This window comes from Vibrio lentus (assembly GCF_002875945.1).
Classification (GTDB): Bacteria; Pseudomonadota; Gammaproteobacteria; order Enterobacterales; family Vibrionaceae; genus Vibrio; species Vibrio apostichopi.
This window is the reverse complement of the sequence record NZ_MCZK01000030.1, coordinates 1-23135: the sequence shown is the minus strand read 5'-3', so window position 1 is coordinate 23135 and position 23135 is coordinate 1. Positions and strand designations below refer to the sequence as shown.

Genomic DNA, 23135 nt, shown 5'->3' with positions numbered 1-23135 from the left:
AAGCGGAGAAGAGCCGCACAGATAGTGTAAGTGAGTCTTTTGGTTGCTCTCGCAATAATGCAGAAAGTGCCAGTGCATCGCCTATGTACGCATCTACGCTATTCTCCTGAATTGCTGTGAAAGCTGCTTGCGTGCTATCGAGCGTTGTAATTCGACTCTCTGGAAGCAGACTAGGAAGAAGGTCATTGAGCGCAAACCCTTTCTCCAGCGCTAGGTTTGCCGTCGCAAGCTCACTCAAATCGTTTATTTTTCGGTTTTGAGTAATCACCGCTCGTCGAATAGAGAACATCGGCTCACTAAAGGCCATGTAATCTTGGCGCTCTTTGGTCGAAGAGACACCGACCAACAGATCTAATTCACCTCTTTCAAATGCACTGAGTACGTCACTAAATGTTGGGTACAGTTCAATCTGATATTTGAAGCCCGCGTTTGCTGATACCTGATCCAACATACTGATGAGTAGGCCTTCAGACACGATGTTGCCTGAGGGAGTCTTATGTTGGTAGCTGTAGAGAACCATGTCGTAAGAAGGCAGACCGACCCGCAATACGACTTGGTTATTCGATGAATTCTCATTCTTATCCTGTGATGTGCTTGTTGGTAAGGAGCTAGCTGGTGGTATGTTTTCAGCGAAGCCATGTAGAGGCCACATCAACAGCGAAAAATAACTCAATAAAAAGGCGACACACCACGTTTTCGTTTTTGAAGCACGGTTTTGCATAAAGACATCCTGTCGTTTGCTTACTGATATGGGAGTGACGGCACCCTTAACTAACGGCGGCCAAAGGCGCTTTGGTTAGTGTGGGTAATGCAAAATTGTCTGCTTGCTGTAACGCCATACGCTGCAAAAGGGCGAGGCTGGTGTGGTCTGCTTTTAGGTGGTTCTCAATTTGGCGCTTTATTTGATCGACTTTGTCTTGTAATCCTAAGGCTTGATAGCACAGTGCTAACAAGAAGAAGGCTTCGACATCATTGTCTGAAAACTCGTTTATCGAAATACTCTCAATGCGCTCTTTCGCAACTTCGTGTTGCTCGAGCTGAATCAGTTGTAAGGTGCGACAAAGCTTCAGCAGTGGCTTACTCAGTGCGTAGGACTTTTCAGAGCGAGAGAGCCTCTGCCAAGCGGCTTCAGGCTTCCAAAGTGCTCGTTCTTTTGGGGTGAGCGTTAAACTGTCTGCCCATAATATAAGTGCTCGCTTACCTGTTGAATCCCAAATTGAGTGGGGAATGAGCTGGGCAAGCGATTTGAGGTGTTGGGTCGCTTGCTCGATGTTTTTATCTAACAGTTGCAGCCAAACCATGGTGTTGGTTAACTCAATATTACTGCCATTCACGGTGAGCACTTGATCAATCAGGTTGTTAGCGGACTCGAAGTCACTGGTATTGAGGCAGATCTTGACCTTAAGTTGCTGAAGTTTGATATTGCGAGGGTTGCTTTCTATCAAGCCATCTATTTGACTGAGTGCATCATGATAATGCTGTTTGGCGATGTGGATTTCAATGAGTTTAACCTTAGCGGGTAGGTAATCATGGAGCTGTAAAAGCCCATTCAACATCGCTTGTGCTTCATCGAATTTCTGGTTTTTTATTAGAACGTTCGCCATATAGATAATGGCATCTTTTAAAGTCGAAGGGTCAGGGGCCTTACCAAAGAGTGGCTTTACCGCGTTGAGGCCATGCTTGAGATAAGTCTGTTCTAATGTTGAGAAATACTGCTGTCGAGACAATGCAGATGTGACGCGCTTGATGATGTCATCGGCTCGTATTGGCTTAATCAAATAGCCGTCAGGTTCGAAATGAGCATAACCAAAGAAGATATCTTGGCTATCGTTGCCAGTTACTATAAAGACAAGGGTTTGAGGTTTGATTAGTTCTTTCTGCTGCAGAAACTCCAGCAACTGTAAGCCATTACTTCCTGACCCTAAATCATGATCAATCAATAAGATATCGAATCGATGTGCGCGACAAGCCTCAATCGCATTTTGTGCATTGGATGCGCTAATCACATTGTTGTTCGGCACACCTAACTTGATAAGCAGAGCACGGGTTGCACTTTGAATAACGCTGCTGTCATCAATGATGAGATAGCGCGATCGGGCGAGTATATCCATATATTAGCCTTCTGACGTATTGAGCCATTGCCGCCTTTCTTCTATGAATTAGCGGCTTATTTATTAAACACTTAAGTGTAGAAGTGAATATTACGAATAGCCATAGGTTGCATATCAATGCGCACGGAATAATGTATAGAAAGTGATGTTGGTTCAGAGGGGAGTTTGTCTAAAAATTAAGGACTTAAGAAGGGAATGAGGCTAGATACAAAAAAGACCGCACAAGGCGGTCTTTATAAAAATGAGCATAGGACTCTTTAACTACAGAACCTAATTACAGAACCATGGCTGCAACCCAACCGAATACGATCAGTGGGATGTTGTAGTGCAAGAACGTTGGTACTACGGTTTCCCATACGTGCTCGTGTTGGCCATCAGCATTAAGACCCGATGTTGGACCTAATGTTGAGTCAGAAGCAGGAGAACCTGCGTCACCTAGCGCTGCCGCTGTACCCACTAGTGCGATGGTTGCCATTGGCGAGAAACCAAATGCTGCCGCTAGAGGAACGTAGATAGTCGCAAGGATTGGAATCGTAGAGAACGAAGAACCGATACCCATTGTTACCAATAGACCAACGATGAGCATAAGCAGTGCTGCTAAAGGCTTGTTGTCACCAATGCTTGTTGAAAGCGCTTCAACCAGAGACTCAACGCCACCTGTTTGCTTCATTACTGCCGCAAAGCCTGCCGCTGCAATCATGATGAAACCAATCATTGCCATCATGTGAACGCCCTTAGTGAAGACATCGTGTGTCTCTTTCCAAGCGATTACACCACCGAAGGTGAATACCATGAAACCAGCCAAAGCACCGATGATCATAGAACCTGTCGATAGTTGAACCGTTAGCGCAGCAACAATACCAGCAGCAGCCACAAGGATGTGCTTCTTGTTGATCTCTTTCACTTCGGTTGAAACAACAGTATGAGACGTTTCTTTGTATTGGCGCGGCTTACGGTAAGTAAAGAATACTGCCGTAAGAAGGCCAAAGATCATGCCAGCAGCCGGTAACAACATCGCCATTGGTACTTGGCTTGCTACTACGTTTTCAAGACCGTTGTCGTGAAGGTTTTTAAGCAGGATGTTGTTTAGGAAGATGCCACCAAAACCGATAGGTAGAACCATATACGGAGTAATCAGACCAAAAGTAAGCACACACGCAACCAGACGACGGTCTAGGTTCATTTTTGCGAATACGCCTAATAGAGGTGGGATTAAAATTGGGATGAAGGCGATATGCACAGGAATCACGTTTTGCGAAGACATGGTCACTAAGATCAAAGACGCAAGGATGCCGTATTTTAGACCATTAGATGCCGCACTGTTCTCTTTGCCGTGAATACGCTTAATCACGCTTTGAGCAAGGAGATCTGTGATACCAGAACGAGAGATAGCAACAGCAAAGGTACCAAGCATTGCGTAGCTAAGTGCGATAGTTGCACCGCCACCTAATCCACTTTCGAAAGCCGCGACTGCGTCGTTCAAGCTCATACCAGAGGCTACGCCACCGATAATTGCGCTGAACGTAAGAGCAACGACAACGTTTACGCGCATCAAAGCTAAAACAAGCATGATGCAAACTGAAATTACAACAGGATTCATATTTTTCTCGGGATGTTGTGTTTTTTATGAAGGCAATACGAACGAACGTTTACCGACTCTATTTTTTATTCTTCGTCAACAAGAGGCCAACCACCAAGGGCTTTCCATTTGTTTACTATGCCGCAAAATAACTCTGTGGTTTTTTGCGTATCATACAAAGCAGAGTGTGCTTCTTTGTTGTCAAATTCCATCCCAGCAGTGCGGCAAGCTTTAGCCAAAACGGTTTGGCCGTAGGCAAGGCCACTCAGGGCAGCTGTGTCAAAAGTTGCAAATGGATGGAAAGGGACGCGTTTAAGCTTACAACGCTCACTTGCTGCATTAACGAAGTTTAAATCGAACGTAGCATTGTGAGCGACCATGATTGCGCGACTGCAATCTGAAGCTTTTTGTTCTTTTCTCACGAGCTTGTAGATTTCTTTAAGGGCTTCTTGTTCAGACACAGCACCACGTAATGGGCTAAATGGGTCTTTAATTCCGTTAAAGTCTAATGCTGCCTGCTCTATATTTGCGCCTTCAAAAGGCTCAATGTGAAAATGAAGCGTTGATGCAGGGTGCAGATCTCCGTTCTCATCCATTTTTAATGTAATGGCACAGATTTCTAATAATGCATCGGTTTCAGCGTTAAACCCTGCGGTTTCCACGTCGATGACCACTGGAAAATAGCCGCGAAAGCGTTTTTTTAGGGTCAGAGCTTCGTTTTCTACAGTCATGTTAGCCCAAATAAGTGTGATTAAGGCTGCATTATTGCAGATAATAGCGGTGATAAAAACTAGGAAAGGGCAATAAATCATAAATTAGCCGTCCCATCTCGGCTTGATAATTGCATATTTAAACGTGAGAGAAAAATGCGGCAATTGGCTGCATTGTTAAACGAATTGCTTAAGAGATACTCCACTTTATGAAGAAACAACTCATAACAGGTTCAATGCTATTTTCGCTACTTATGTCGCCATCGGTTTTGGCGCAAGAAAAGCGTTACGGAGCATCTCCTCAACAGTCGACATGGGAGATGGTGGCCAACACGCCACTAGAATGTCGCTTAGTGCATCCAATCCCAAATTTTGGTGATGCAGAGTTCTCATCTCGCGCGAGTAAAAAAATCATTTTGGACTTTGAGCTTAAAATGCGCCGCCCAATGGGTGCAACGCGCAATGTCAGCTTGATCTCTATGCCACCACCTTGGCGTCCGGGCGAAAGTGCCGATCGCATGACTACCATTAAGTTCTTCCAACAATTTGATGGTTATGTTGGCGGTCAAACGGCTTGGGGGATCTTGAGTGAATTGGAGAAAGGGCGCTACCCGACATTCAGTTACCAAGAGTGGCAGAGCCGAGATCAGCGTATCGAAGTGTCGCTGTCATCGGTGTTATTCCAAGAAAAATACAATGTGTTCAGTGATTGTGTTGCTAACTTGCTGCCTTATAGCTTCGAAGACATCTCTTTCACTATCTTGCACTACGACCGCAACAGCGATCAGCTGAATAAGTCTTCACGAAAAAGGCTAAGCCAAATTGCTGATTATGTTCGCTATAACCAAGACATTGATCTGGTGCTGGTGGCCACGTATACCGATTCTGCCGACAGCAAAGGCATTAGCCAGAATCTTTCAGAGCGAAGAGCAGAGTCGCTAAGAGAATACTTTAAGTCACTCGGTTTACCGGAAGACCGCATTCAAGTGCAAGGTTATGGTAAGCGTCGTCCAATTGCTGACAACAACTCGCCAATCGGTAAAGATCAAAACCGCCGCGTGGTTATCTCATTGGGTCGAACGCAGGTTTAACTTGAATTAAATCGAAAGCTCCAATCAAAAAGCCCGTCGAAGTGACGGGTTTTTTGTGTTTCAAATTTGGGTCTGTTATCTAAACGTAACTCGTTTAGTTCAGGCGGAAGCGAGCAATCATTTCACAGTTAGTCGCGGTATCGATTTTTTCCACCATAGAGGCAATTTTAGGGTTTGGATGGCGTTTCATGAAATCGATAAGGGCTTTTTTGCAGCAACCAATAGAATCTATAAAGCTGGAGCATTGTGTATTCGGGCACTGCGGAATCAGTGTCAGTACTTTTTCTGAAGCAAGCTGAAGGTACTTTAGTTCGTAGTCTGTATCACCAGCCCATCGCCAAAACTGTGCGAGATTGTGGCAAGAGATAACCGAAATCAGTAAACGCTCATCAGCCTGAATATCGGTGCGTTCAGTAATTTCTTCGCTTAAGTTTAACGCTTGCTGATAGTGAAGAATACTTCGTACAGGATCGTCGAGCTGCAATGCAGTATCGGCAAGTAACGTGTGTTTTTCCCATTCGCTAATCATTGTATTACCTCACTAATCAATAGGTGGTTAATTTAAATGATAATCATTATCATGTAAAGTTTCATTGGTGAGATTGTTAATAATAATTGGTGAAGGGTATTGTTCATGCGTGGAAACATAAAAAAGAAGCGAGCATAGTGCTCGCTTTTTTTGTATTGGTTCAGGCTTTTATTTTCAAAGCCAAGCTTCATAGCGGTTTGTTAGGAATTAACCTTCTAGACCGGCACTTGCTTGTTTGTTCTGAATAAGCTCAATCATGTAGCCATCAGGATCTTTAACGAATGCGATGTGTGTAGAGCCGCCTTTTACAGGGCCCGCTTCACGTGTCACATTACCGCCTGCTGCTTTAATCGCGTCACACGTTGTGTAGATGTCATCCACACCGATCGCAACGTGACCAAAAGCTGAGCCAAGGTCATATTCAGTCGTACCCCAGTTGTAAGTCAGCTCAATCACAGCACCTTGAGATTCATCACCGAAGCCAACGAAAGCCAGCGTGTATTCGTACTCTTTGTTTTCGTTCTTACGTAATAGCTGCATGCCCATTACATTAGTGTAGAACTCGATAGACTTGTCTAGATCACCAACGCGTAGCATGGTGTGTAAAATACGACCGTTTGACATGATTTGCTCCTAGCTTTAACTATGTATACGTTTTTGTAATTCTGTTTTATGCCGTTAGAAAAACGCGGCGCTTTTTCGCCAATAGGCCAGTTAGCTTCTCTCGCTTAGGGCTAACAGCTTATGAGCCTAGACGTCCGTCTTCTCTTTAAACTCACATAGGTCTTCAATGATACAGCTGCCACAGCGTGGTTTACGCGCAACACAGGTGTAACGTCCATGAAGAATGAGCCAGTGGTGGACATCCAGTTTGAATTCTTTTGGAATGACTTTGAGCAGCTTAGCTTCAACATCGTCGACCGTTTTTCCCATCGCTAACTTAGTGCGGTTTGATACACGATAGATATGAGTATCAACGGCAATAGTTGGCCAACCGAAAGCGGTATTCAATACTACGTTGGCAGTCTTACGGCCAACGCCGGGAAGGGCTTCTAATGCAGCGCGATCTTCCGGTACTTCACCATTGTGTAGGTCAAGCAGCATACGACACGTTTTGATGGTGTTTTCTGCTTTCGAATTAAACAGGCCGATGGTCTTGATGTACTCTTTTAGGCCATCGACACCTAGGTCGAAAATAGCCTGTGGCGTATTAGCAACTGGATAAAGCTTATCAGTGGCTTTGTTGACGCTGACATCGGTTGCTTGCGCAGATAAGAGCACGGCGATCAGCAACTCGAAAGGGCTGTTCCAGTTAAGCTCGGTTTCTGGCTTTGGATTGTTTTCTCTTAAACGCTCAAGTATTTCTACTCGTTTTACATTGTTCATAGCGACATTACTTTCAAATAGTTAGGGCTTGAGTTCCGGCGAAGTTCTTTCAAACTACTCGTTTCAAAATAACAAGTTCCGCAATGGTTCAGGCTTTATCATCGGTTACGCGCTCTTATGAGCGTCATTATTATGTGTACTTGGTCAGTCTATTTACCTGCTAAGCGGTTGAGCTACTCAGCAGGATTTAAGCTACTGTAACTTATCAGGCATTGGTAACGCGAGCGCGTTCAATGGCTGGTTTTTCTTGTTTGGGCTGCTTAGCTTTCGCTTGGTTGTCGATGATGTTTTTCAAAGCAATCAAGAAACCAACACCAATGAAGGCACCCGGTGGAAGCAGAGCTAACAAGAAGCTGTTATCAAATTCAAATATCTGGATTCGTAATACCGAAGCCCAATCACCAAGGAGCAGGTCTGCGCCATCAAATAGGGTGCCGTTACCAATAACCTCACGCATCGCACCCAATACAACCAGTACTGATGTCATGCCAAGACCCATCCAGAAACCATCTTGAGCAGCGGGTAAAACTTCGTTTTTAGACGCGAAGGCTTCAGCTCGGCCAATGATGATACAGTTGGTTACGATCAGTGGGATGAAGATACCCAAAGAGAGGTAAAGGCCATAAGCGTAAGCGTTCATCAGAAGTTGAACACAGGTTACCAGTGAAGCAATGATCATCACGAATACTGGAATACGCACTTCTTTTGGCACATGGTTTCGAACCAAAGAGACAGACACGTTCGAGCCGACTAGTACAAGCAAGGTAGCGATACCTAATCCAAGAGCGTTAGTCACAGTCGAAGAGACAGCCAACAGCGGACATAAGCCAAGGAGTTGCACTAGGGCAGGGTTGTTGGCCCACATGCCATTTTTAATTAGTGTTTTATGGTCACTCATTATTCACCACCACAATTTAGAGGTTGAGCAAGCAATGCTTGGTTGTTTTGGTTAACGTATTGCACCGCTTGCTTAACTGACTTAACGACAGCTCTTGGTGTAATGGTTGCGCCAGTGAACTGGTCAAAGTCACCACCATCTTTACGAACCTTCCAACGGTCAAGATTAGAATCCGTCACTTGCTTACCAGCAAATGAGAGAATCCAATCACTCACACGAAGATCAATCTTATCACCCAATCCCGGAGTTTCTTGGTGGGAAAGAACGCGAGTACCTAAAATGGTACCGTCGATTTTCATCCCAACAATGACCTTAATCGCTCCGTTGTAGCCATCGGGTGCAATCGCTTCGATCGCAATCGCACTTGGCTCACCATTGAGTTTAGCAATGTAAGCTGGCATCGCTTGTTCAGTCCCCAGCTCTTCTGCTTGAACCAGAGTACAGGCTGAAAATAGTTCATTATCGTGCAGATCGTGCGGGATAACTTGGTTTAGAACAGACAGTAACTGAGCCTGTTCTTGCTGCTTAATCTGGTCTTTGGTCAGGTAGTGAGTTACCGCGACCAAACCTGTCGAAGCACACGCAAAAATTGCGAGTACAAGGCCGTTTTTCTTAATTGCATTTAGCATGGTATCCGCTCCTTAGTGGCCGTATGTACGAGGTTTGGTGTAGTAGTCAATCAGTGGAACACACATGTTGGCTAACAATACAGCAAACGCCACGCCATCAGGGAAGCCACCCCAACTGCGGATAATAAAGACTAACCCGCCAATCAGGGCACCAAATACCAAGCGACCTTTCACTGTCGTCGAGGCTGAAACCGGATCGGTTGCAATGAAGAATGCACCAAGCATGGTTGCGCCAGACAATAGATGAATGGTTGGAGATGCGGTTTCACCAGGCGTCAGCACTAAGAACACTAAGCTAAACAGCGCAAGGCTAGCAATAAAAGCGACCGGAATATGCCACTGAATCACGCGTTGCTTGATGAGCACCAAACCGCCGACTAGGTAGGCAAGGTTAACCCATTCCCAACCCACGCCAGCTAACCAGCTGAATTGCGGCTGAGACAGAGCTTCAGAAGCGGTGTTGCCTGCCGTTAAGGCGGTCTTGAAGGCATCAAGTGGCGTCGCCATTGTGGTGCCATCAATACCAAGACGCGCTTGTTGAAGAGACAAACCTTCGTTATTGAAACCCGTAAAGATCATCAAAAATGAGTCAACAAAGCTCGTTGCTTCAGCTGTTAAGCTGGTCGGTGCATTCCAACTGGTCATTTGAACTGGGAATGAGATCAGCAAAACAACGTAAGCCACCATCGCGGGATTAAATGGGTTTTGTCCAAGGCCGCCATAAAGATGTTTTGCGATGATGATAGCGAAGAACATACCGATGACTAGAATCCACCACGGAGAGTGTGGGGGAATCGCGACACTGAGTAGCCAAGCGGTCACAACAGCACTGTAATCACGCAATGCCATCACTGGCGGACGTTTTCTTAGCAGCATTACAGCGGCTTCAAAGGTAACAGCAAGTGCAATAGCAAATACTAACTGGATGAGCGTACCCCATCCAAAGAAGTAGGTTTGAGCTAGTAGACCTGGCAATGCACAAATAGCGACCCATTTCATGAGATCAGGGGTGCTTCTACGATTGTGCGCGTGCGGTGAGCTGGCGATAAAGAAGGCCACTACTCTTTCTCCTCATTATTCTTTTTGTCTTGCTCTTGCTGCGCCTTTCTTGCTTTAGCACGAGCAATCGCTACAGCAACCGCTGCTTTTTTAGGGTCGACTGGTTCTTGTTGAGTCTCAGTCTTAATGTCGGTCACAGGCTCCGGTGTTTCTTCTGTCTCGGCCTGTTTCGCTTGCTGTGCTTTCTTTGCTTTGGCGCGAGCTATTGCAGCGGCCACGGCAGCTTTTTTAGGGTCGACTGACTCTTGTTGAGTTTCAGCTTCAACTTCAATCACTGGCTTAGGAGCTTCTGCGGTTTCGTCTTGCTTAGCTTGTTTCGCCTTCTTGGCCTTAGCACGGGCTATTGCAGCAGCAACGGCGTCTTTTTTAGCATCGCCAGAGCTTTTAGTCGGAGCTTCATTTTCTGTTTGAATAGCCGATTCCGCTTGCTGAGCTTTCTTAGCTTTAGCACGAGCGATAGCTGCAGCAACCGCGTCTTTCTTGGCGTCGCCAGAACTTTCAGCTGGAGTATCAGAGGCTGCTTCAGCTTGCTGAGCTTTTTTCGGTTTAGCACGAGCAATGGCTGCAGCAACAGCATCTTTCTTAGCGTCACCTGATTTTTCAACCGGAGCTTCAGAAGCTGATTCTGTTTGCTGTGCTTTCTTGGCTTTAGCACGAGCAATAGCTGCAGCAACCGCGTCTTTCTTAGCATCGCCAGAGCTTTCAGCCGGAGCGTCAGAAGCTGACTCTGTTTGTTGAGCTTTCTTGGCTTTAGCGCGAGCTATTGCAGCAGCAACTGCATCTTTCTTAGAGTCACCAGAGCTTTCAGCTGGAGCGTCAGAAGCTGACTCTGTTTGTTGAGCTTTCTTGGCTTTAGCGCGAGCTATTGCAGCAGCAACTGCATCTTTCTTAGCGTCACCTGATNNAGAAGCTGACTCTGTTTGCTGTGCTTTCTTGGCTTTAGCGCGAGCTATAGCTGCAGCGACAGCATCTTTCTTGCCATCACCAGAGCTTTCTGTTGGATTATCAGTAGCTGCTTGTTGTGCCTTGCGCTCTCGAGCTTGTCGTTTACGTTCTTCACGTAGTTTCGACATTTCAGAGTTATCAGGTTCAGAATTACTCTCTTTCTGAGCTGCAGCCTGCTTTGCTTTAGCACGAGCAATGGCAGCAGCAACTGCAGGTTTTACGGTTGGCTCCGCGGCTGTATCTTGGTTTGCCGTTGCTTTTTGAGCTTTAACACGTGCAATAGCCGCAGCAATTGCGTCGTCACCGTCGGCCGATTTCATGTCTTTACGACGATTATCCGCGGCTTTCTTGAAGCGGTTTTCGCGTTCTGCTTTGTCACGCTCCATACGAGCGTTTTTCTCTTCGAAACGAATCTTGGCGCGTTCTGCGGCCGTCGCTTCGTCTTTTCTTGTTTTGATTTCGGCTTTCGCTTGGCGATAGTACTGAACAAGAGGAATTTCACTTGGGCAAACAAACGCACAAGCACCACATTCAATACAGTCTTTAATATTTAGCTCTTCACACTTGTCTAGCTCATTAGCTTTTGCGTGCCATTGCAGCTGTTGAGGTAGCAGAGAGGCAGGACAAGCTTCGGCACAAGCACTGCATCGAATACATTCCATTTCATAAGTGCTTGGTGAAATCTCACGGCGCGTTGGCGCTAAAATACAGTTCGATGTTTTGGTAATTGGCACATTGGCATGTGGCAAGGTGAAGCCCATCATAGGGCCGCCCAAAATCAAGCGCGGCAGTTTTTTATCGGCTTTGTAGCCAAACTCTTCAAGTAACTCATGTACTGGTGTGCCTAGTAGCGCCCAAACGTTACGAGGTTGCTTAAAGGTCTTACCGGTTAAAGTCACCACACGGTTAACCACAGGTTCACCGTCAATTACCGCTCGCTTAATAGAATAAAGAGAACCGACGTTCTGAACCAAAACACCAATATCTGCAGGAATACCGCCAGCTGGAACCTCTTTATTGGTGAGGATCTTGATCAGTTGCTTCTCGCCACCGGAAGGGTATTTAGTTGGGATAACACGAATAACGATATCTTTGTCTTTCGCCGCAATCTCAAGTGCTTTTATCGCGTCTGGCTTGTTGTCTTCAATGCCGATAACCGTCAGCTTTGGTTGAAGGATGTGTTCAACCACTTCGATGCCTTTTAATACTTCTTCGGCATGTTCTTGAAGCAATTTGTCATCGGAGGTGATGTAAGGTTCACACTCCGCAGCGTTGATGATCAAAATATCAGTGCGGCCTAAGCCTGATTGAAGCTTTTTCGCGGTAGGGAAGCCTGCGCCACCCATGCCTGAGATACCAGCTTGGCGAATTACATCAAGCAGTTCATCGGATGTCTTTGTAGAAAAATCTTCAACCGGGTGTTTTGCAACCCAAGCGTCTAGGCCATCAGGTTTAATAACCACGCACACGTCGCTCAAGCCTGAAGGGTGAGCAGTGGTTCGTGGTTCGATAGCGGTAATTACACCCGATGTTGGTGCATGTACTGGCAAAGTAAAACCAGTCTCTAAGGCCGTCAGTTGTTGGCCTTTTAGTACAGTGTCACCGATAGAAACCACCAAGTTACCAGGCTTACCGATGTGCTGTTTTACCGGAAGAACGATTTCTTCAGGAAGTCTTGCATGCACGATGTCAGTGGTATTGGACTGTTTCTTGTTTTCAGCAGGGTGCACGCCGCCCGGGAAGTTCCAAATAGAACCCGTGCGAATTTGTTCAATTAAAGAGATCATACTAACCCTACGCCTTAGGCTCTGACGCAGTCGCATCAGTCGCTTGGTTAGTGATATCAGTAACAGGAATGATGTTCATCTGCCATTTCCAATTTTCAGTCGTTGTTGCCACTGGAATCATTTCGATACAGTCAGTAGGGCACGGTGCGACACATAGATCACAACCTGTACATTCATCTTTGATTACTGTGTGAAGTGCCTTGGTGCCACCAACAATGGCGTCGACAGGGCAGGCTTGAATGCATTTGGTACAGCCAATACACATATCTTCATGAATGAAGGCAACGGTTTTTACTTTGTTATCTAAGTCATGAGCGGAGTCTTCAACTTCTACGCCCATCAAGTCTGCTAGCTTCTCAATGGTTGCTTGGCCACCGGGAGGACACTTGTTGATCTTGTCTCCGTTAGCGATCGCCTCTGCGTATGGGCGACAACCAGGGTAACCACACTGGCCACATTGAGTTTGCGGTAAAATGGTATCGATTTGATCAACGATAGGATCGGCTTCTACTTTAAAGCGGATAGAAGCAAAGCCCAAAATAGCGCCAAAAACAGCGGCTAAAACGGCTAGCGCAATGATCGCAATTAAAATGGTACTCATGCTTATTTCACCAACCCAGTAAAGCCCATAAATGCTAGAGACATTAGGCCTGCTGTGATCATCGCAATTGATGCGCCTTTAAATGGCATTGGGACATCAGCAACCGCAATACGCTCACGCATCGCAGCAAATAGGATCAGAACAAGAGAGAAACCAACAGCCGCGCCGAAACCATAGATGATCGACTGAATGAAGTTGTGGTTTTCATTGATGTTCAAAAGTGCCACACCTAACACCGCGCAGTTGGTAGTGATAAGAGGCAGGAAGATACCCAACAGGCGATATAGAGTCGGGCTGGTTTTGTGAACGACCATTTCCGTAAATTGAACGACCACCGCGATAACCAAGATGAAGCTCATGGTACGCAGGTATTCAATACCCAGAGGGGTAAGGATGTAGGTTTCTACTAGGTATGCAGATACCGACGCTAACGTCAGAACGAAAGTCGTCGCGAGGCCCATGCCAATCGCAGTCTCCAGTTTCTTGGAGACTCCCATGAAAGGACATAGCCCTAAAAACTTCACTAGCACAAAGTTATTGACCAGCACTGTGCCAACCAACAACAAAAGGTATTCGGTCATAATGGATTGATTCTTGAGATTCCGATCCCGATATTATCCTGCTTTGCTCACCTAATAACAACCAGTGAACGGTGTGGTTTTGTATGTCTGATGGAAATTTATACGCTTAATAAGAGGATAGCAGATCTCATTGCAACAAATCAGTTGTTCTAAAGCGTAAGAATGACACACATATTATGGACGTGTTTGGGCTTTTATACGTGGTTTTTTTGAGTATAGAATTGACGATTTTAACGAGGGTACTGTCAAAAATTTCTAGTAACAGGCCTAGGAGGCGCCCTCTTGTTGAACAATTGTACGTATCAGGTTTAGAAAACCGTTTCATCATTGAGGATTGGAGGGGAAGAGCAAAATCATTTACCCAAAATGAGTCTGACATAAGCAAAAACTTAATCCGCGGAGATTAGTTTGTTGTAAATGAGATTTTGAGCGAACGTGTAGCTAGAGGTTTTTTTTTGTAAGAACAAAAAAACACTTACATTTCTTGTAATTGTAAGTCAATTTTTGAGTTAAATTGTAATATTCTTTAATAATTGAATGAAATCCAATCTCTTTTTTTTATGAAATAGTTATCAAGTTTGGAATATATGTATTTTAGTTTTTTTTGTTTCATGGCGACGCTTTTTTTATATATAGTTGCGTTTACAAAAAAGTTACTTATTTTGCCTTTTTAAATAACCATTTAATTAATCCCGTTAACGTTCGGTTAGTGGTAAATGGTTGAATGAATCAAGTGACAGATAAAAATTATTTTAAATAAACCTAATATTTATCCATGAAAATTATATTTGTATAAATATTATGGTTATTCATTTTTCAAGGCTAATTTATGTACAAAGTAAATAATTGGTTAATTCACTTAGACCACCCGTTAGTGACTGATTTACTCAAAAATGAAGAAAAGCGTATCGGCTATCACGATCATCTTGTGATTCTAATGTTGTGTGAAAACGCTGGAAAAATTAATACTAAAGAAGATTTGTTGAAAAGAGCTTGGCCAGGAAAACATGTCTCTGAAGGCTCACTGACACAATCGATCAGCGCGATACGTACTTTGCTTGAGGATAATGGGAAGCAACAAAAGTATCTAAAAACGGTCGCTAAGGTTGGTTACAAATTAGAGAGTGAGGCGGTGTCGTGGCTAGAAGACGATGATGATAAATCAGATAACCAAGACAACTTATTAGCTGGGGAGCCAAGCGGTAAGACTGAGAGCTTTGAAGAGAGTTCCGAAAAAAAAACACGATTCACATTCGGACGTAATCAAATCTATATTGTTCTAGGCTGCGTATTCATAGCGATTGCGGCATTGTTTCCATTGGTATTCACTACAAAAACCCCTAAGTTAACGAGCTGGCTGCCACTGACTAAAATGTTTTCTAGCGAAGCTTTAACTGTCTATTGTGATAATGAAGAAGAGGCCAAATTGGTTGCAAAAGGCGTTAAGCTTTTGGTTTCTCAAGAAGTTAAACAAGGTAGGTTAAGCCGATTGATCCTTGCTCATTCTCAAGAAAGCCTATCTATTGTAATACTCAAGCCATTGGCACCGCCTGTCAATTTAGTGGTTTTGTTTGAATCTCCTCAATCAACGGATGATCTGGTTGGTATGGTTAAAGCGGAGCTTAGTCGCTATGTTTACTAAAAATAAAAGCGTTTACTTTCTTCTGTTTTGTCTTTGTTTAATGCTGGTTTCCATTGCATATAATCTACGTTCGAAAAATAATGTTTTGGTCAACTCTACGACCCTTTATATGACAATAGATGGTGACTATATGGCAACGGAGCACATGGACGTCGTGATCAGTGATGAAAATTTTGAGGCGGTTACGGTTATAAAAGAAGCTGGACTCAATAACACCTTAGATATTCACACAAAAGGAAAATTCATTCGCAAGAGTAATGGGCTATTTAATGTAAGCTTGCGTGAAGAACGCGTTGATCATGGAGACATTGATTTTGAACATGATGACGACATGCTCGTTTATGATAAATATATTGAAGCGCGAAAAAAGCTATCGTTTTTTAAATCGGTTCAAGTTGTTGAAGAGTTGCCGAACCAATATATGCTTATCATTTCAAATAGTCCTGTAAAGAAAATGGTAGCTGTAAAAGTTGAGGCTTTACCAATTGAAGACTTTTATGATGACTATTAATATTTTAACTATGGTTTGATATTTTTTTTAGGTCTATTTCATTATTATCAATAGTGTCATTATGGGAGGATGCATCTCAGTTTAATAGGAGATGCACTAACCATGACTAAATATCTAATATCAGTCTTGCTCATACTGATCACTCTTACTTTGCGAGCTGAGGAGACCAGCTCACCCCCCAAGATAATGAACTATAACGTTTATATGCTGGATCATCGTCTCGGCGTTTTCGTTGGTGGGACTAATCCAAATAAACGAGCACAGTTATTGGCGAACTCTTCGGTTTTTGATGATACCGATGTGGTTATATTTAACGAAGTGTTCGACAACCAAGCGAGCCAAATACTTATCGATGCGCTAGCTCAGAAGTTTGGATATCTAACTCCCGTCTTGGGCCGTACAAAAAATGGCTGGGATCACACTGAAGGTTGGCGATCGACATCTCTTGATGATGGCGGGGTGATTGTATTCAGCAAATATCCGATTGAGTACAAGTCACAAGTGATCTTCAGAGATGGGTGCGGTGCAGACTGGGCATCTCAAAAAGGTTTTATACACACTGTTATTAATAAAGGTGGAGAGAGATACAATATTATCGGCACTCACGTTCAAGCTGATGATGATACCTGCAACACTCCTCCTTCTGTGGTTAGACAAGACCAGTTTGCACAAATAGAGAGCTATATTTTCGGGGCAAACCGCTCAGCTGACGAAATGTTTTTTATTGCTGGTGATTTAAATGTAGCAAAGGATTCACAAGAGTTTTCTTCAATGCTCGAGACCTTAAATGTATCAGAGCCGACCAATTACGCTGGTGCGCCTTACTCATGGGACCCTGCAGTAAATGGTTTAGCACACGCAAACTATTCTGATATAAAAGGGCAATTACTTGACTATGTTCTGGTCGAGCGTGGTCACAAGCAACCCAAAAATTGGCACAACCAAGTGCTAGATATCGCATCGGATAGAGTTGCTTTACCTGGCACACAAGAGCCGTATTATTTTTATGAGTATTCAGACCATTTCCCTGTCGCTGCGTTTGAGTATGCAGATGAAAGCACGCCAATTCATAGTGTGCGTCCAATCAATAAGCCATATAACTCAATCAGGCTAAAGCATCGATCGACTGGAGAATATGTTTACGCGGATCCAAATGTGCCTAATGGCTGGCTTACCTATGGTCGCGATGGAGAGCAATCCAACGCTAAGTTTAAGTTAGACAACTGGCATCCATATAATGGTACTTGTATTCACGACCATGACTATGTACAGATCTCAAGAAAAGATGATTATAAAGATTACTACTGGACCTATAGCAGTAATACGTATTACACCGAAGATCACGACTCTTCTGACTTCATGAAGATCAGCCGCCTAACAGAATCCGAAAGCTGCATCCAAAATGGTGATGTCGTATATATTTATGATCATGCACATCATTTGTGGACATCAGCGGACAAATATCTTGAGCCTATAAATACGTACATCAAAGCGACTAAGGAGCTGCCAGTTAGCGAAAATGGGCTGTTCATTATTGAGATGGATAATTTTGAATTCTCTGACTGGGAATTGAGTCTAACTTATAAATGAACATATTCTAAATATTGATTTTTCTTGAAATCACTTGATTTTCAGTACTATTTGACTCATTTGGTTTATTGTAAATAGTCAAACATTAGAGTGTGTTCAGTGAAGGTGGAGGGTAGTGCGGTTAGCCGGCTCCGCTCTTCTACTGCCACTAATCGTTAAAATAAAAGCCACAATAATGTGGCTTTTTACAATATAAAAACAATGTACTTATTTATCGATTGGTCAGTTAATGATTGACTGAATTTTCGATAATCATAGTGTGTTGAAAATTGGTTTTAATAAAGACTTGAATTATAAAAAATAGTTTTAAAGGTTTTTGGCTTTAGTAAGATGTTTAATTATGAACTTTGATGGATACTTTGAAAAAATACAAATTCAAATAGAGAAGGTCGATTCGCTAGAAGACCTACTAGTATGGCGAAAGAGAATTAACATAGGACACTCCGGTCTTTCATTTCGGACAGAGCAAGGTCGGCTTATTTCACATTGTTATAGAAGGTTTAAGGACGAAGATTCTAAAATTATCGATCTTAACTTTTTCGGTGATATATAAATAAAATAGTGATTTCACTATTATTCAGATAATTTCAAAAACAAAATAGACTTTTTTATTACAACTTAATTGTGATTATATTCTTTTGACTCGCTAATTTTAAAAGGCATCGATATTGGTGCAAATGCAGTTAAAAGGAACGAGTGATGAAATTAAAACGCTTCAGTTTAAGCTTGATAACAGTCTCTATGTTATCTGGCTATGCTAATGCATCTCCTATCCCTGGGATTGATGATGCCTACTTCAAAGGGGCTGATGAGTATGTTGCTTACGATGATCCGGCAACAGCCTGTGATATCTTTAATGCCAAAGTAGAATACATTAATAATCATCTAGAGCAGCAGGGTTTACCTGGAAAAATTGCGAACCTCTGTCAGCATGCAAGAATAGAAGATGGCCAAATTGAAGAGCAATTTATTATCACTTCTCAGAATGGTGCTTATAGCTATGGTAAGGAGAAGTACAAAATTCATGAACAGGTTGATGTTGCACGTACCATCGATGTGTTGATGTTTTCTCAGTCAAATAAGACTAACTATATTATGGCGGTTGACGGCAGTATGAATGTCACACGTCAAACCCTTGCCGACGGAGGCTATTTTTTAGAGTGGGAAGATGAGAAAGTTGCTCCCCACTTTTATTACCGAGAAGGATACTTAGGTCAGATCTTCCATGGTAATTCTCAATTTAATTTCATGTCAGGTGAAAATGCTTACAATTGGGCTCACAAGAAAGCCGTTGATGAGGCTCCTAATAATGCGGAAGAGCAATCAAGGCTGACTTGGAAGTACTTGTCTGAAGAGTGTGAAAACGATAAAAACAACGATTACTGTCTCCCTCAAAGCCGACATGGAAATCTGTTTGTGAACCAGCAGAGCTTTCCAAGTTCGAGTAATGTGAACAAAGAGATTTCGTTAGCTGAGAGTACGTCTTATAGCTTTGATATTACTGGCTCTTTTGAAGCGAGTAAATCAGATGGTCCGTCTGCTGGTCTCGGAGTAGGCTTTGGTTTTAGCCAAACCAAAGAATCGAGCCAGACACACAGTATGTTGAATTACACCTCGGTTGATGAAGGCAATGATATCGGTCACTCGGTTGTCCAGACTATTAATACAAAAGCTGTGGGAGAAGCTGGGTATTACAGAGATGCTCCATCTGAAGAATTTTGGCATGTAAAGAATGCTGCTGAAATTTGGGGTGAAGACCTGTACCGAGTTTACGACCTAAAGAGCTATGAGACGTGGCAAGAAAACTACACTGCGGATCAGAATACTTGTCGTGACCAAAAACTGGTATTCGGCAATGCGGTGACGGTTTCGCGCGCTTATCTGAACATGTATGGCAGCAGTTGGTCAATTAATGAGAATGAGTCAACTTTATACCAAAGAGATTCTAACTACGGTATTACGATCGATACTGATTGCACTATTGACGATAAAGGCCAAACTTTCCGCATTATGAAAGAAACAATTCTTTAGTTATTAGAGGGTAAAGAGAATGAATTTTGTTAAAAGTACTGTTTTTGCTAGTACACTGCTATTGTCTTTGGCTTCTAATGCTGCGAGCCTATCTACCATTGGAACGCAAGATAATGGTGTGTTCAATGAGATGCAGCAAATCCAACTGAAGTCTGCTGGAGAGCGAAGCTCTGCGAAGTCTGCGGATATCTTTTTTATTAATAGTAATGATGTTCAAGTTGAAGATCTGACTAAAGAGCTACTGAAAGATTTTAACTCTATCGTGATCGTTGGCGACTCATTCAAAAATAAAGAATTGATGATTAAGTTGGTTGGATTTGGTATCGAGAGAGAAGTGGTAGCCATCACTAATATCCACGATTCATCGAAGCGTCAGATCAATACCTACAGCAAAGGCGATCAAGCTGGCGATGATAAGGTAGCTGCGGTTTTGACGGACACGATCGCTCGTCACCTATAATACAATATAAATGGATTCTACGGGATACCCATTACTTCTCGGGTAGTTTGTAGTCTCAAAAGTTAAGTGAGCCACGGATTCGTTCGTGGCTTTTTTGATCGCCCTAGAACACAAGGCTTAGTGCAGGCCGATGCTTCGGCTGAGACATCGGTTTGGTACAAACCAGTCGCTTCAAAACGCAAAAAGCCGCATCGAGTGATGCGGTTTCTTTAATTTGGCCCCCTTGTCGAGACTTGAACGCGGGCGGGTAGCACGGTCCGACGATTCGGGTGTGATATTCACTTGGAGCAAGTTAGTCGCAGTTATATACGAAAAAAGCCCAATCTTTCGATTGAGCTTTTTTCTGAATTTGGCTCCCCTTGCAAGACTTGAACTTGCGACATACGGATTAACAGTCCGCCGTTCTACCAACTGAACTAAAGGGGAATTGCTTGTTAGCGACGCGAATTCTAATAAGAGACCTATTTTCTGTCAACAAAAAATAGCAGAAAAAAATAAGATAAAAAACTTTACTTTCTTGGACGCCTTATCGGATTTAGCTTTGCTTTAGTTATCCACCAAAATTGTGGATAAGTGTGTGTGCGAAACTTTAACAACAATAATTGGGGTAAATCTGAAAATGTAAAAATTATAGCTAACGTGATGTATTTAAAGGAATAGTACCAAAATATCACGATTGTATAACTTTTTCAGATTATAAAGTGAACAGTAAAACAAGCGGTATTTTTAGATTTTTTGGGGAAAAGTAGTGGATTAAAATTCGAGTAATTTAGCTGAGGAAACTTTGCAGGGGCACGGATAATACCAAGTTCTAAAAATAAAAGCTATCACTGATATTCAATCTTAAGGCGCATTTCTCTAGATAATAGTTGCAACGAGATGGCTCCTAGAGTGACAATGACCTGATTAAAAACACAGTATGGAAATGGCAACCTATGAGCAAACTCTTTGATTTGGTATCGGACTACAGCCCGTCCGGTGACCAGCCGACAGCGATAACCAGATTACTAGATGGATTAGATTCTGGTTTGGCACATCAAACTCTATTAGGGGTAACGGGCTCAGGTAAAACCTTTACTCTTGCCAATGTCATTTCCCAATCGCAAAGACCTGCCATTCTGTTAGCACCAAACAAGACGTTGGCTGCTCAGCTTTATGGTGAGATGAAATCTTTCTTTCCAAATAATGCCGTCGAGTACTTCGTTTCTTACTACGATTACTACCAACCAGAAGCTTACGTTCCGACCACTGACACATTCATCGAGAAAGATGCGTCTGTGAATGCCCATATTGAACAAATGAGGCTATCAGCGACCAAAGCCTTGTTAGAAAGAAAAGACGCTATCATCGTAGCGTCTGTATCGGCTATCTATGGTCTTGGTGATCCTAAGTCTTATTTGAAAATGATGCTCCACCTGAGTCGTGGTGAGGTGATGGATCAGCGTGATATTTTACGCCGCTTAGCTGAGCTGCAATATTCAAGAAATGACGTTGCGTTTGAACGTGGTCAGTTCCGTGTCCGTGGTGAAGTGATTGATATCTTCCCTGCAGAATCTGACCAAGACGCAGTTCGAATCGAAATGTTCGATGATGAAGTTGACTGTATCAGTATTTTTGATCCTCTGACTGGTGCTATTAAACAGAGAGACTTACCGCGTTTTACGGTTTATCCAAAAACTCACTATGTCACGCCAAGAGAGAAAATCCTTGAAGCGATTGAAAAGATTAAGGATGAGTTACGCGATAGGGCGCAATATTTAAAAGACAACAACAAGCTTCTCGAAGAACAGCGTATCTCCCAAAGAACTCAGTTTGATATTGAGATGATGACGGAGCTGGGTTTCTGCTCAGGTATTGAAAACTACTCTCGTTATTTGAGTGGACGTAATGAGGGAGAAGCGCCTCCAACCTTATTTGATTACCTGCCAAATGATGGCCTGTTGATTATCGATGAGTCACACGTGACGGTTCCTCAGATAGGGGCGATGTATAAAGGTGACCGTTCTCGGAAGGAAACCTTGGTTGAGTTTGGTTTTAGACTGCCTTCTGCGTTAGATAACCGTCCGATGAAGTTTGAAGAGTTTGAATCTATCGCTCCGCAGACGATATTCGTTTCAGCAACGCCGGGTAATTACGAGATTGAAAAATCAGACGGCGAGATTGCTGATCAAGTGGTTCGTCCGACTGGCTTACTTGATCCTATTATTGAGGTACGTCCGGTTGCGACTCAGGTTGATGACTTACTGTCTGAAATCAGAGTACGTTCAGTGAAAGAAGAGCGCGTGCTTGTCACGACACTAACTAAACGAATGGCAGAAGACTTAACAGAATACCTTAGTGAGCATGGTGTTAAGGTTCGTTACTTGCACTCAGATATCGATACTGTTGAGCGTGTAGAGATCATTCGAGATCTTCGACTGGGCGAGTTTGACGTGTTAGTGGGCATTAACTTACTTCGAGAAGGTTTGGATATGCCTGAAGTATCGCTGGTGGCTATTCTTGATGCAGACAAAGAAGGCTTCTTACGTTCTGAGCGTTCTCTGATTCAAACCATTGGCCGTGCGGCGCGTAACCTGGAAGGTCGAGCTATCTTGTATGGTGACTCGATCACCAAATCAATGAGAAAAGCGATTGATGAGACTGATCGTCGTAGAGAAAAACAACAAGCTTACAACGAAGAGCAAGGTATCACGCCACAAGCGCTTAAACGTAATATCAAAGATATTATGGAGCTGGGTGACCTGACTAAATCCAAGCAACAGAGACAATCTAAGCAAGTTCCGCTATCTAAGGTTGCTGAGCCTTCTGAAAGTTATGCAGTACTTACACCGCAAGAGCTTGATAAAGAGATCAGTAAGCTTGAAGCGGCGATGTATCAACATGCTCAGAACTTGGAGTTTGAATTGGCGGCACAGAAGCGTGATGAAATTGAACAATTGAGAAAGCAGTTTATTACAAATAGCTAGCCTTACTTCAGAGGCTCTTCTCCGCTTAG

General features: G+C 43.4%; 20 protein-coding genes, 1 tRNA gene and 1 pseudogene. 7 read left to right on the top strand and 15 right to left on the bottom strand.

The window, feature by feature from the left end; all coding sequences use genetic code 11:
- From BCT49_RS02625 to rnt, 4 genes are all read right to left on the bottom strand, one after another.
- A partial coding sequence (locus BCT49_RS02625; RefSeq protein WP_133151633.1) for a transporter substrate-binding domain-containing protein occupies nucleotides 1-721 on the bottom strand: 721 nt, incomplete at its 3' end.
- Between the two features lie 46 nt (nucleotides 722-767).
- Nucleotides 768-2111 carry a response regulator gene (locus BCT49_RS02620; protein ID WP_102434031.1) on the bottom strand — a complete coding sequence of 448 codons (1344 nt, stop codon included), beginning with the start codon at nucleotides 2109-2111 and terminating at the stop codon, nucleotides 768-770.
- 274 nt (nucleotides 2112-2385) lie between these two features.
- Complete coding sequence (locus BCT49_RS02615; protein WP_102434030.1) at nucleotides 2386-3711, bottom strand: Na+/H+ antiporter family protein; 1326 nt, start codon at nucleotides 3709-3711, stop codon at nucleotides 2386-2388.
- Nucleotides 3712-3776: 65 nt separating this feature from the next.
- Nucleotides 3777-4421 (bottom strand): ribonuclease T, encoded by a 645-nt coding sequence (gene rnt / locus BCT49_RS02610; RefSeq protein ID WP_017061178.1) that lies wholly within the window; start codon nucleotides 4419-4421, stop codon nucleotides 3777-3779.
- A gap of 188 nt (nucleotides 4422-4609) precedes the next feature.
- Here rnt and motY point away from each other — a divergent pair, with 188 nt between their 5' ends.
- Nucleotides 4610-5491, top strand: coding sequence for a flagellar protein MotY (gene motY / locus BCT49_RS02605; RefSeq protein WP_102434029.1), 882 nt, complete (start codon nucleotides 4610-4612; stop codon nucleotides 5489-5491).
- Between the two features lie 94 nt (nucleotides 5492-5585).
- Here motY and BCT49_RS02600 read toward each other — a convergent pair whose 3' ends face one another.
- The 10 genes and pseudogenes from BCT49_RS02600 to rsxA all read right to left on the bottom strand — a co-directional run bounded on the left by BCT49_RS02600 (nucleotide 5586) and on the right by rsxA (nucleotide 13906).
- Nucleotides 5586-6020, bottom strand: coding sequence for a DUF2753 domain-containing protein (locus BCT49_RS02600; RefSeq protein WP_017076183.1), 435 nt, complete (start codon nucleotides 6018-6020; stop codon nucleotides 5586-5588).
- 207 nt (nucleotides 6021-6227) lie between these two features.
- Nucleotides 6228-6644 (bottom strand): lactoylglutathione lyase, encoded by a 417-nt coding sequence (gloA, locus tag BCT49_RS02595; protein ID WP_004734046.1) that lies wholly within the window; start codon nucleotides 6642-6644, stop codon nucleotides 6228-6230.
- A 126-nt stretch (nucleotides 6645-6770) separates the two neighbouring features.
- Nucleotides 6771-7406, bottom strand: coding sequence for an endonuclease III (gene nth / locus BCT49_RS02590; protein ID WP_010437137.1), 636 nt, complete (start codon nucleotides 7404-7406; stop codon nucleotides 6771-6773).
- Nucleotides 7407-7611: 205 nt separating this feature from the next.
- Nucleotides 7612-8304: an electron transport complex subunit E gene (locus BCT49_RS02585; RefSeq protein ID WP_102434028.1), complete on the bottom strand. Its 693-nt coding sequence runs from the start codon at nucleotides 8302-8304 to the stop codon at nucleotides 7612-7614.
- Nucleotides 8304-8933: an electron transport complex subunit RsxG gene (gene rsxG / locus BCT49_RS02580; RefSeq protein WP_017098008.1), complete on the bottom strand. Its 630-nt coding sequence runs from the start codon at nucleotides 8931-8933 to the stop codon at nucleotides 8304-8306. The genes BCT49_RS02585 and rsxG overlap by 1 nt, the downstream gene beginning before the upstream one ends.
- Nucleotides 8934-8945: 12 nt before the next feature.
- Nucleotides 8946-9992, bottom strand: coding sequence for an electron transport complex subunit RsxD (rsxD, locus tag BCT49_RS02575; RefSeq protein ID WP_017105543.1), 1047 nt, complete (start codon nucleotides 9990-9992; stop codon nucleotides 8946-8948).
- A pseudogene (locus tag BCT49_RS26055) lies at nucleotides 9992-10895 on the bottom strand (electron transport complex subunit RsxC); the annotation flags it as partial. The pseudogene BCT49_RS26055 and the gene rsxD, both read right to left, overlap by 1 nt.
- A 2-nt stretch (nucleotides 10896-10897) precedes the next feature.
- Nucleotides 10898-12724, bottom strand: a 1827-nt coding sequence (rsxC, locus tag BCT49_RS02570; protein WP_241908021.1) for an electron transport complex subunit RsxC, incomplete at its 3' end; no start/stop codon positions are given.
- 7 nt (nucleotides 12725-12731) lie between these two features.
- Entirely contained in the window at nucleotides 12732-13325 is a 594-nt protein-coding gene (gene rsxB / locus BCT49_RS02565) for an electron transport complex subunit RsxB (protein WP_004734040.1), read from the bottom strand.
- 2 nt (nucleotides 13326-13327) lie between these two features.
- Complete coding sequence (gene rsxA, locus BCT49_RS02560) at nucleotides 13328-13906, bottom strand: electron transport complex subunit RsxA (protein WP_004734039.1); 579 nt, start codon at nucleotides 13904-13906, stop codon at nucleotides 13328-13330.
- 829 nt (nucleotides 13907-14735) lie between these two features.
- Between rsxA and BCT49_RS02555 the strand changes: the two genes are divergently transcribed.
- The 5 genes from BCT49_RS02555 (at nucleotide 14736) to BCT49_RS02530 (ending at nucleotide 20140) form a co-directional block, all read left to right on the top strand.
- Complete coding sequence (locus BCT49_RS02555; protein ID WP_102434026.1) at nucleotides 14736-15548, top strand: transcriptional regulator; 813 nt, start codon at nucleotides 14736-14738, stop codon at nucleotides 15546-15548.
- Between the two features lie 130 nt (nucleotides 15549-15678).
- Entirely contained in the window at nucleotides 15679-16059 is a 381-nt protein-coding gene (locus BCT49_RS02550) for a hypothetical protein (protein WP_241908020.1), read from the top strand.
- 102 nt (nucleotides 16060-16161) lie between these two features.
- Complete coding sequence (gene sph / locus BCT49_RS02545) at nucleotides 16162-17649, top strand: sphingomyelin phosphodiesterase (RefSeq protein ID WP_241908019.1); 1488 nt, start codon at nucleotides 16162-16164, stop codon at nucleotides 17647-17649.
- A 699-nt stretch (nucleotides 17650-18348) separates the two neighbouring features.
- Complete coding sequence (locus BCT49_RS02535; RefSeq protein ID WP_102434022.1) at nucleotides 18349-19680, top strand: excinuclease ABC subunit B; 1332 nt, start codon at nucleotides 18349-18351, stop codon at nucleotides 19678-19680.
- Nucleotides 19681-19699: 19 nt separating this feature from the next.
- The gene (locus tag BCT49_RS02530; RefSeq protein WP_102286074.1) at nucleotides 19700-20140 is read left to right on the top strand and encodes a hypothetical protein; all 441 of its coding nucleotides are present in this window, start codon (nucleotides 19700-19702) and stop codon (nucleotides 20138-20140) included.
- Nucleotides 20141-20490: 350 nt separating this feature from the next.
- Here the strand turns inward: BCT49_RS02530 and BCT49_RS02525 are convergent.
- Nucleotides 20491-20566: transfer RNA gene (locus tag BCT49_RS02525), tRNA-Asn, on the bottom strand.
- A 509-nt stretch (nucleotides 20567-21075) separates the two neighbouring features.
- Here BCT49_RS02525 and uvrB point away from each other — a divergent pair.
- Nucleotides 21076-23106, top strand: a complete 2031-nt coding sequence (uvrB, locus tag BCT49_RS02520) for an excinuclease ABC subunit UvrB (protein ID WP_102434021.1) — start codon at nucleotides 21076-21078, stop codon at nucleotides 23104-23106.
- The last annotated feature ends 29 nt before the right edge of the window (nucleotides 23107-23135 follow it).

What these genes read in the sequence shown, in the direction of transcription:
- BCT49_RS02535 (WP_102434022.1), top strand. Translation starts at nt 18,349, where the DNA reads ATGAAATTAAAACGCTTCAGTTTAAGCTTGATAACAGTCTCTATGTTA.
- BCT49_RS02600 (WP_017076183.1), bottom strand. Translation starts at nt 6,020, where the DNA reads ATGATTAGCGAATGGGAAAAACACACGTTACTTGCCGATACTGCATTG.
- BCT49_RS02585 (WP_102434028.1), bottom strand. Translation starts at nt 8,304, where the DNA reads ATGAGTGACCATAAAACACTAATTAAAAATGGCATGTGGGCCAACAAC.
- rsxA (WP_004734039.1), bottom strand. Translation starts at nt 13,906, where the DNA reads ATGACCGAATACCTTTTGTTGTTGGTTGGCACAGTGCTGGTCAATAAC.
- rsxG (WP_017098008.1), bottom strand. Translation starts at nt 8,933, where the DNA reads ATGCTAAATGCAATTAAGAAAAACGGCCTTGTACTCGCAATTTTTGCG.
- BCT49_RS02555 (WP_102434026.1), top strand. Translation starts at nt 14,736, where the DNA reads ATGTACAAAGTAAATAATTGGTTAATTCACTTAGACCACCCGTTAGTG.
- nth (WP_010437137.1), bottom strand. Translation starts at nt 7,406, where the DNA reads ATGAACAATGTAAAACGAGTAGAAATACTTGAGCGTTTAAGAGAAAAC.
- BCT49_RS02620 (WP_102434031.1), bottom strand. Translation starts at nt 2,111, where the DNA reads ATGGATATACTCGCCCGATCGCGCTATCTCATCATTGATGACAGCAGC.
- rsxB (WP_004734040.1), bottom strand. Translation starts at nt 13,325, where the DNA reads ATGAGTACCATTTTAATTGCGATCATTGCGCTAGCCGTTTTAGCCGCT.
- motY (WP_102434029.1), top strand. Translation starts at nt 4,610, where the DNA reads ATGAAGAAACAACTCATAACAGGTTCAATGCTATTTTCGCTACTTATG.
- BCT49_RS02615 (WP_102434030.1), bottom strand. Translation starts at nt 3,711, where the DNA reads ATGAATCCTGTTGTAATTTCAGTTTGCATCATGCTTGTTTTAGCTTTG.
- rnt (WP_017061178.1), bottom strand. Translation starts at nt 4,421, where the DNA reads ATGACTGTAGAAAACGAAGCTCTGACCCTAAAAAAACGCTTTCGCGGC.
- BCT49_RS02550 (WP_241908020.1), top strand. Translation starts at nt 15,679, where the DNA reads ATGGCAACGGAGCACATGGACGTCGTGATCAGTGATGAAAATTTTGAG.
- gloA (WP_004734046.1), bottom strand. Translation starts at nt 6,644, where the DNA reads ATGTCAAACGGTCGTATTTTACACACCATGCTACGCGTTGGTGATCTA.
- BCT49_RS02530 (WP_102286074.1), top strand. Translation starts at nt 19,700, where the DNA reads ATGAATTTTGTTAAAAGTACTGTTTTTGCTAGTACACTGCTATTGTCT.
- sph (WP_241908019.1), top strand. Translation starts at nt 16,162, where the DNA reads ATGACTAAATATCTAATATCAGTCTTGCTCATACTGATCACTCTTACT.
- uvrB (WP_102434021.1), top strand. Translation starts at nt 21,076, where the DNA reads ATGAGCAAACTCTTTGATTTGGTATCGGACTACAGCCCGTCCGGTGAC.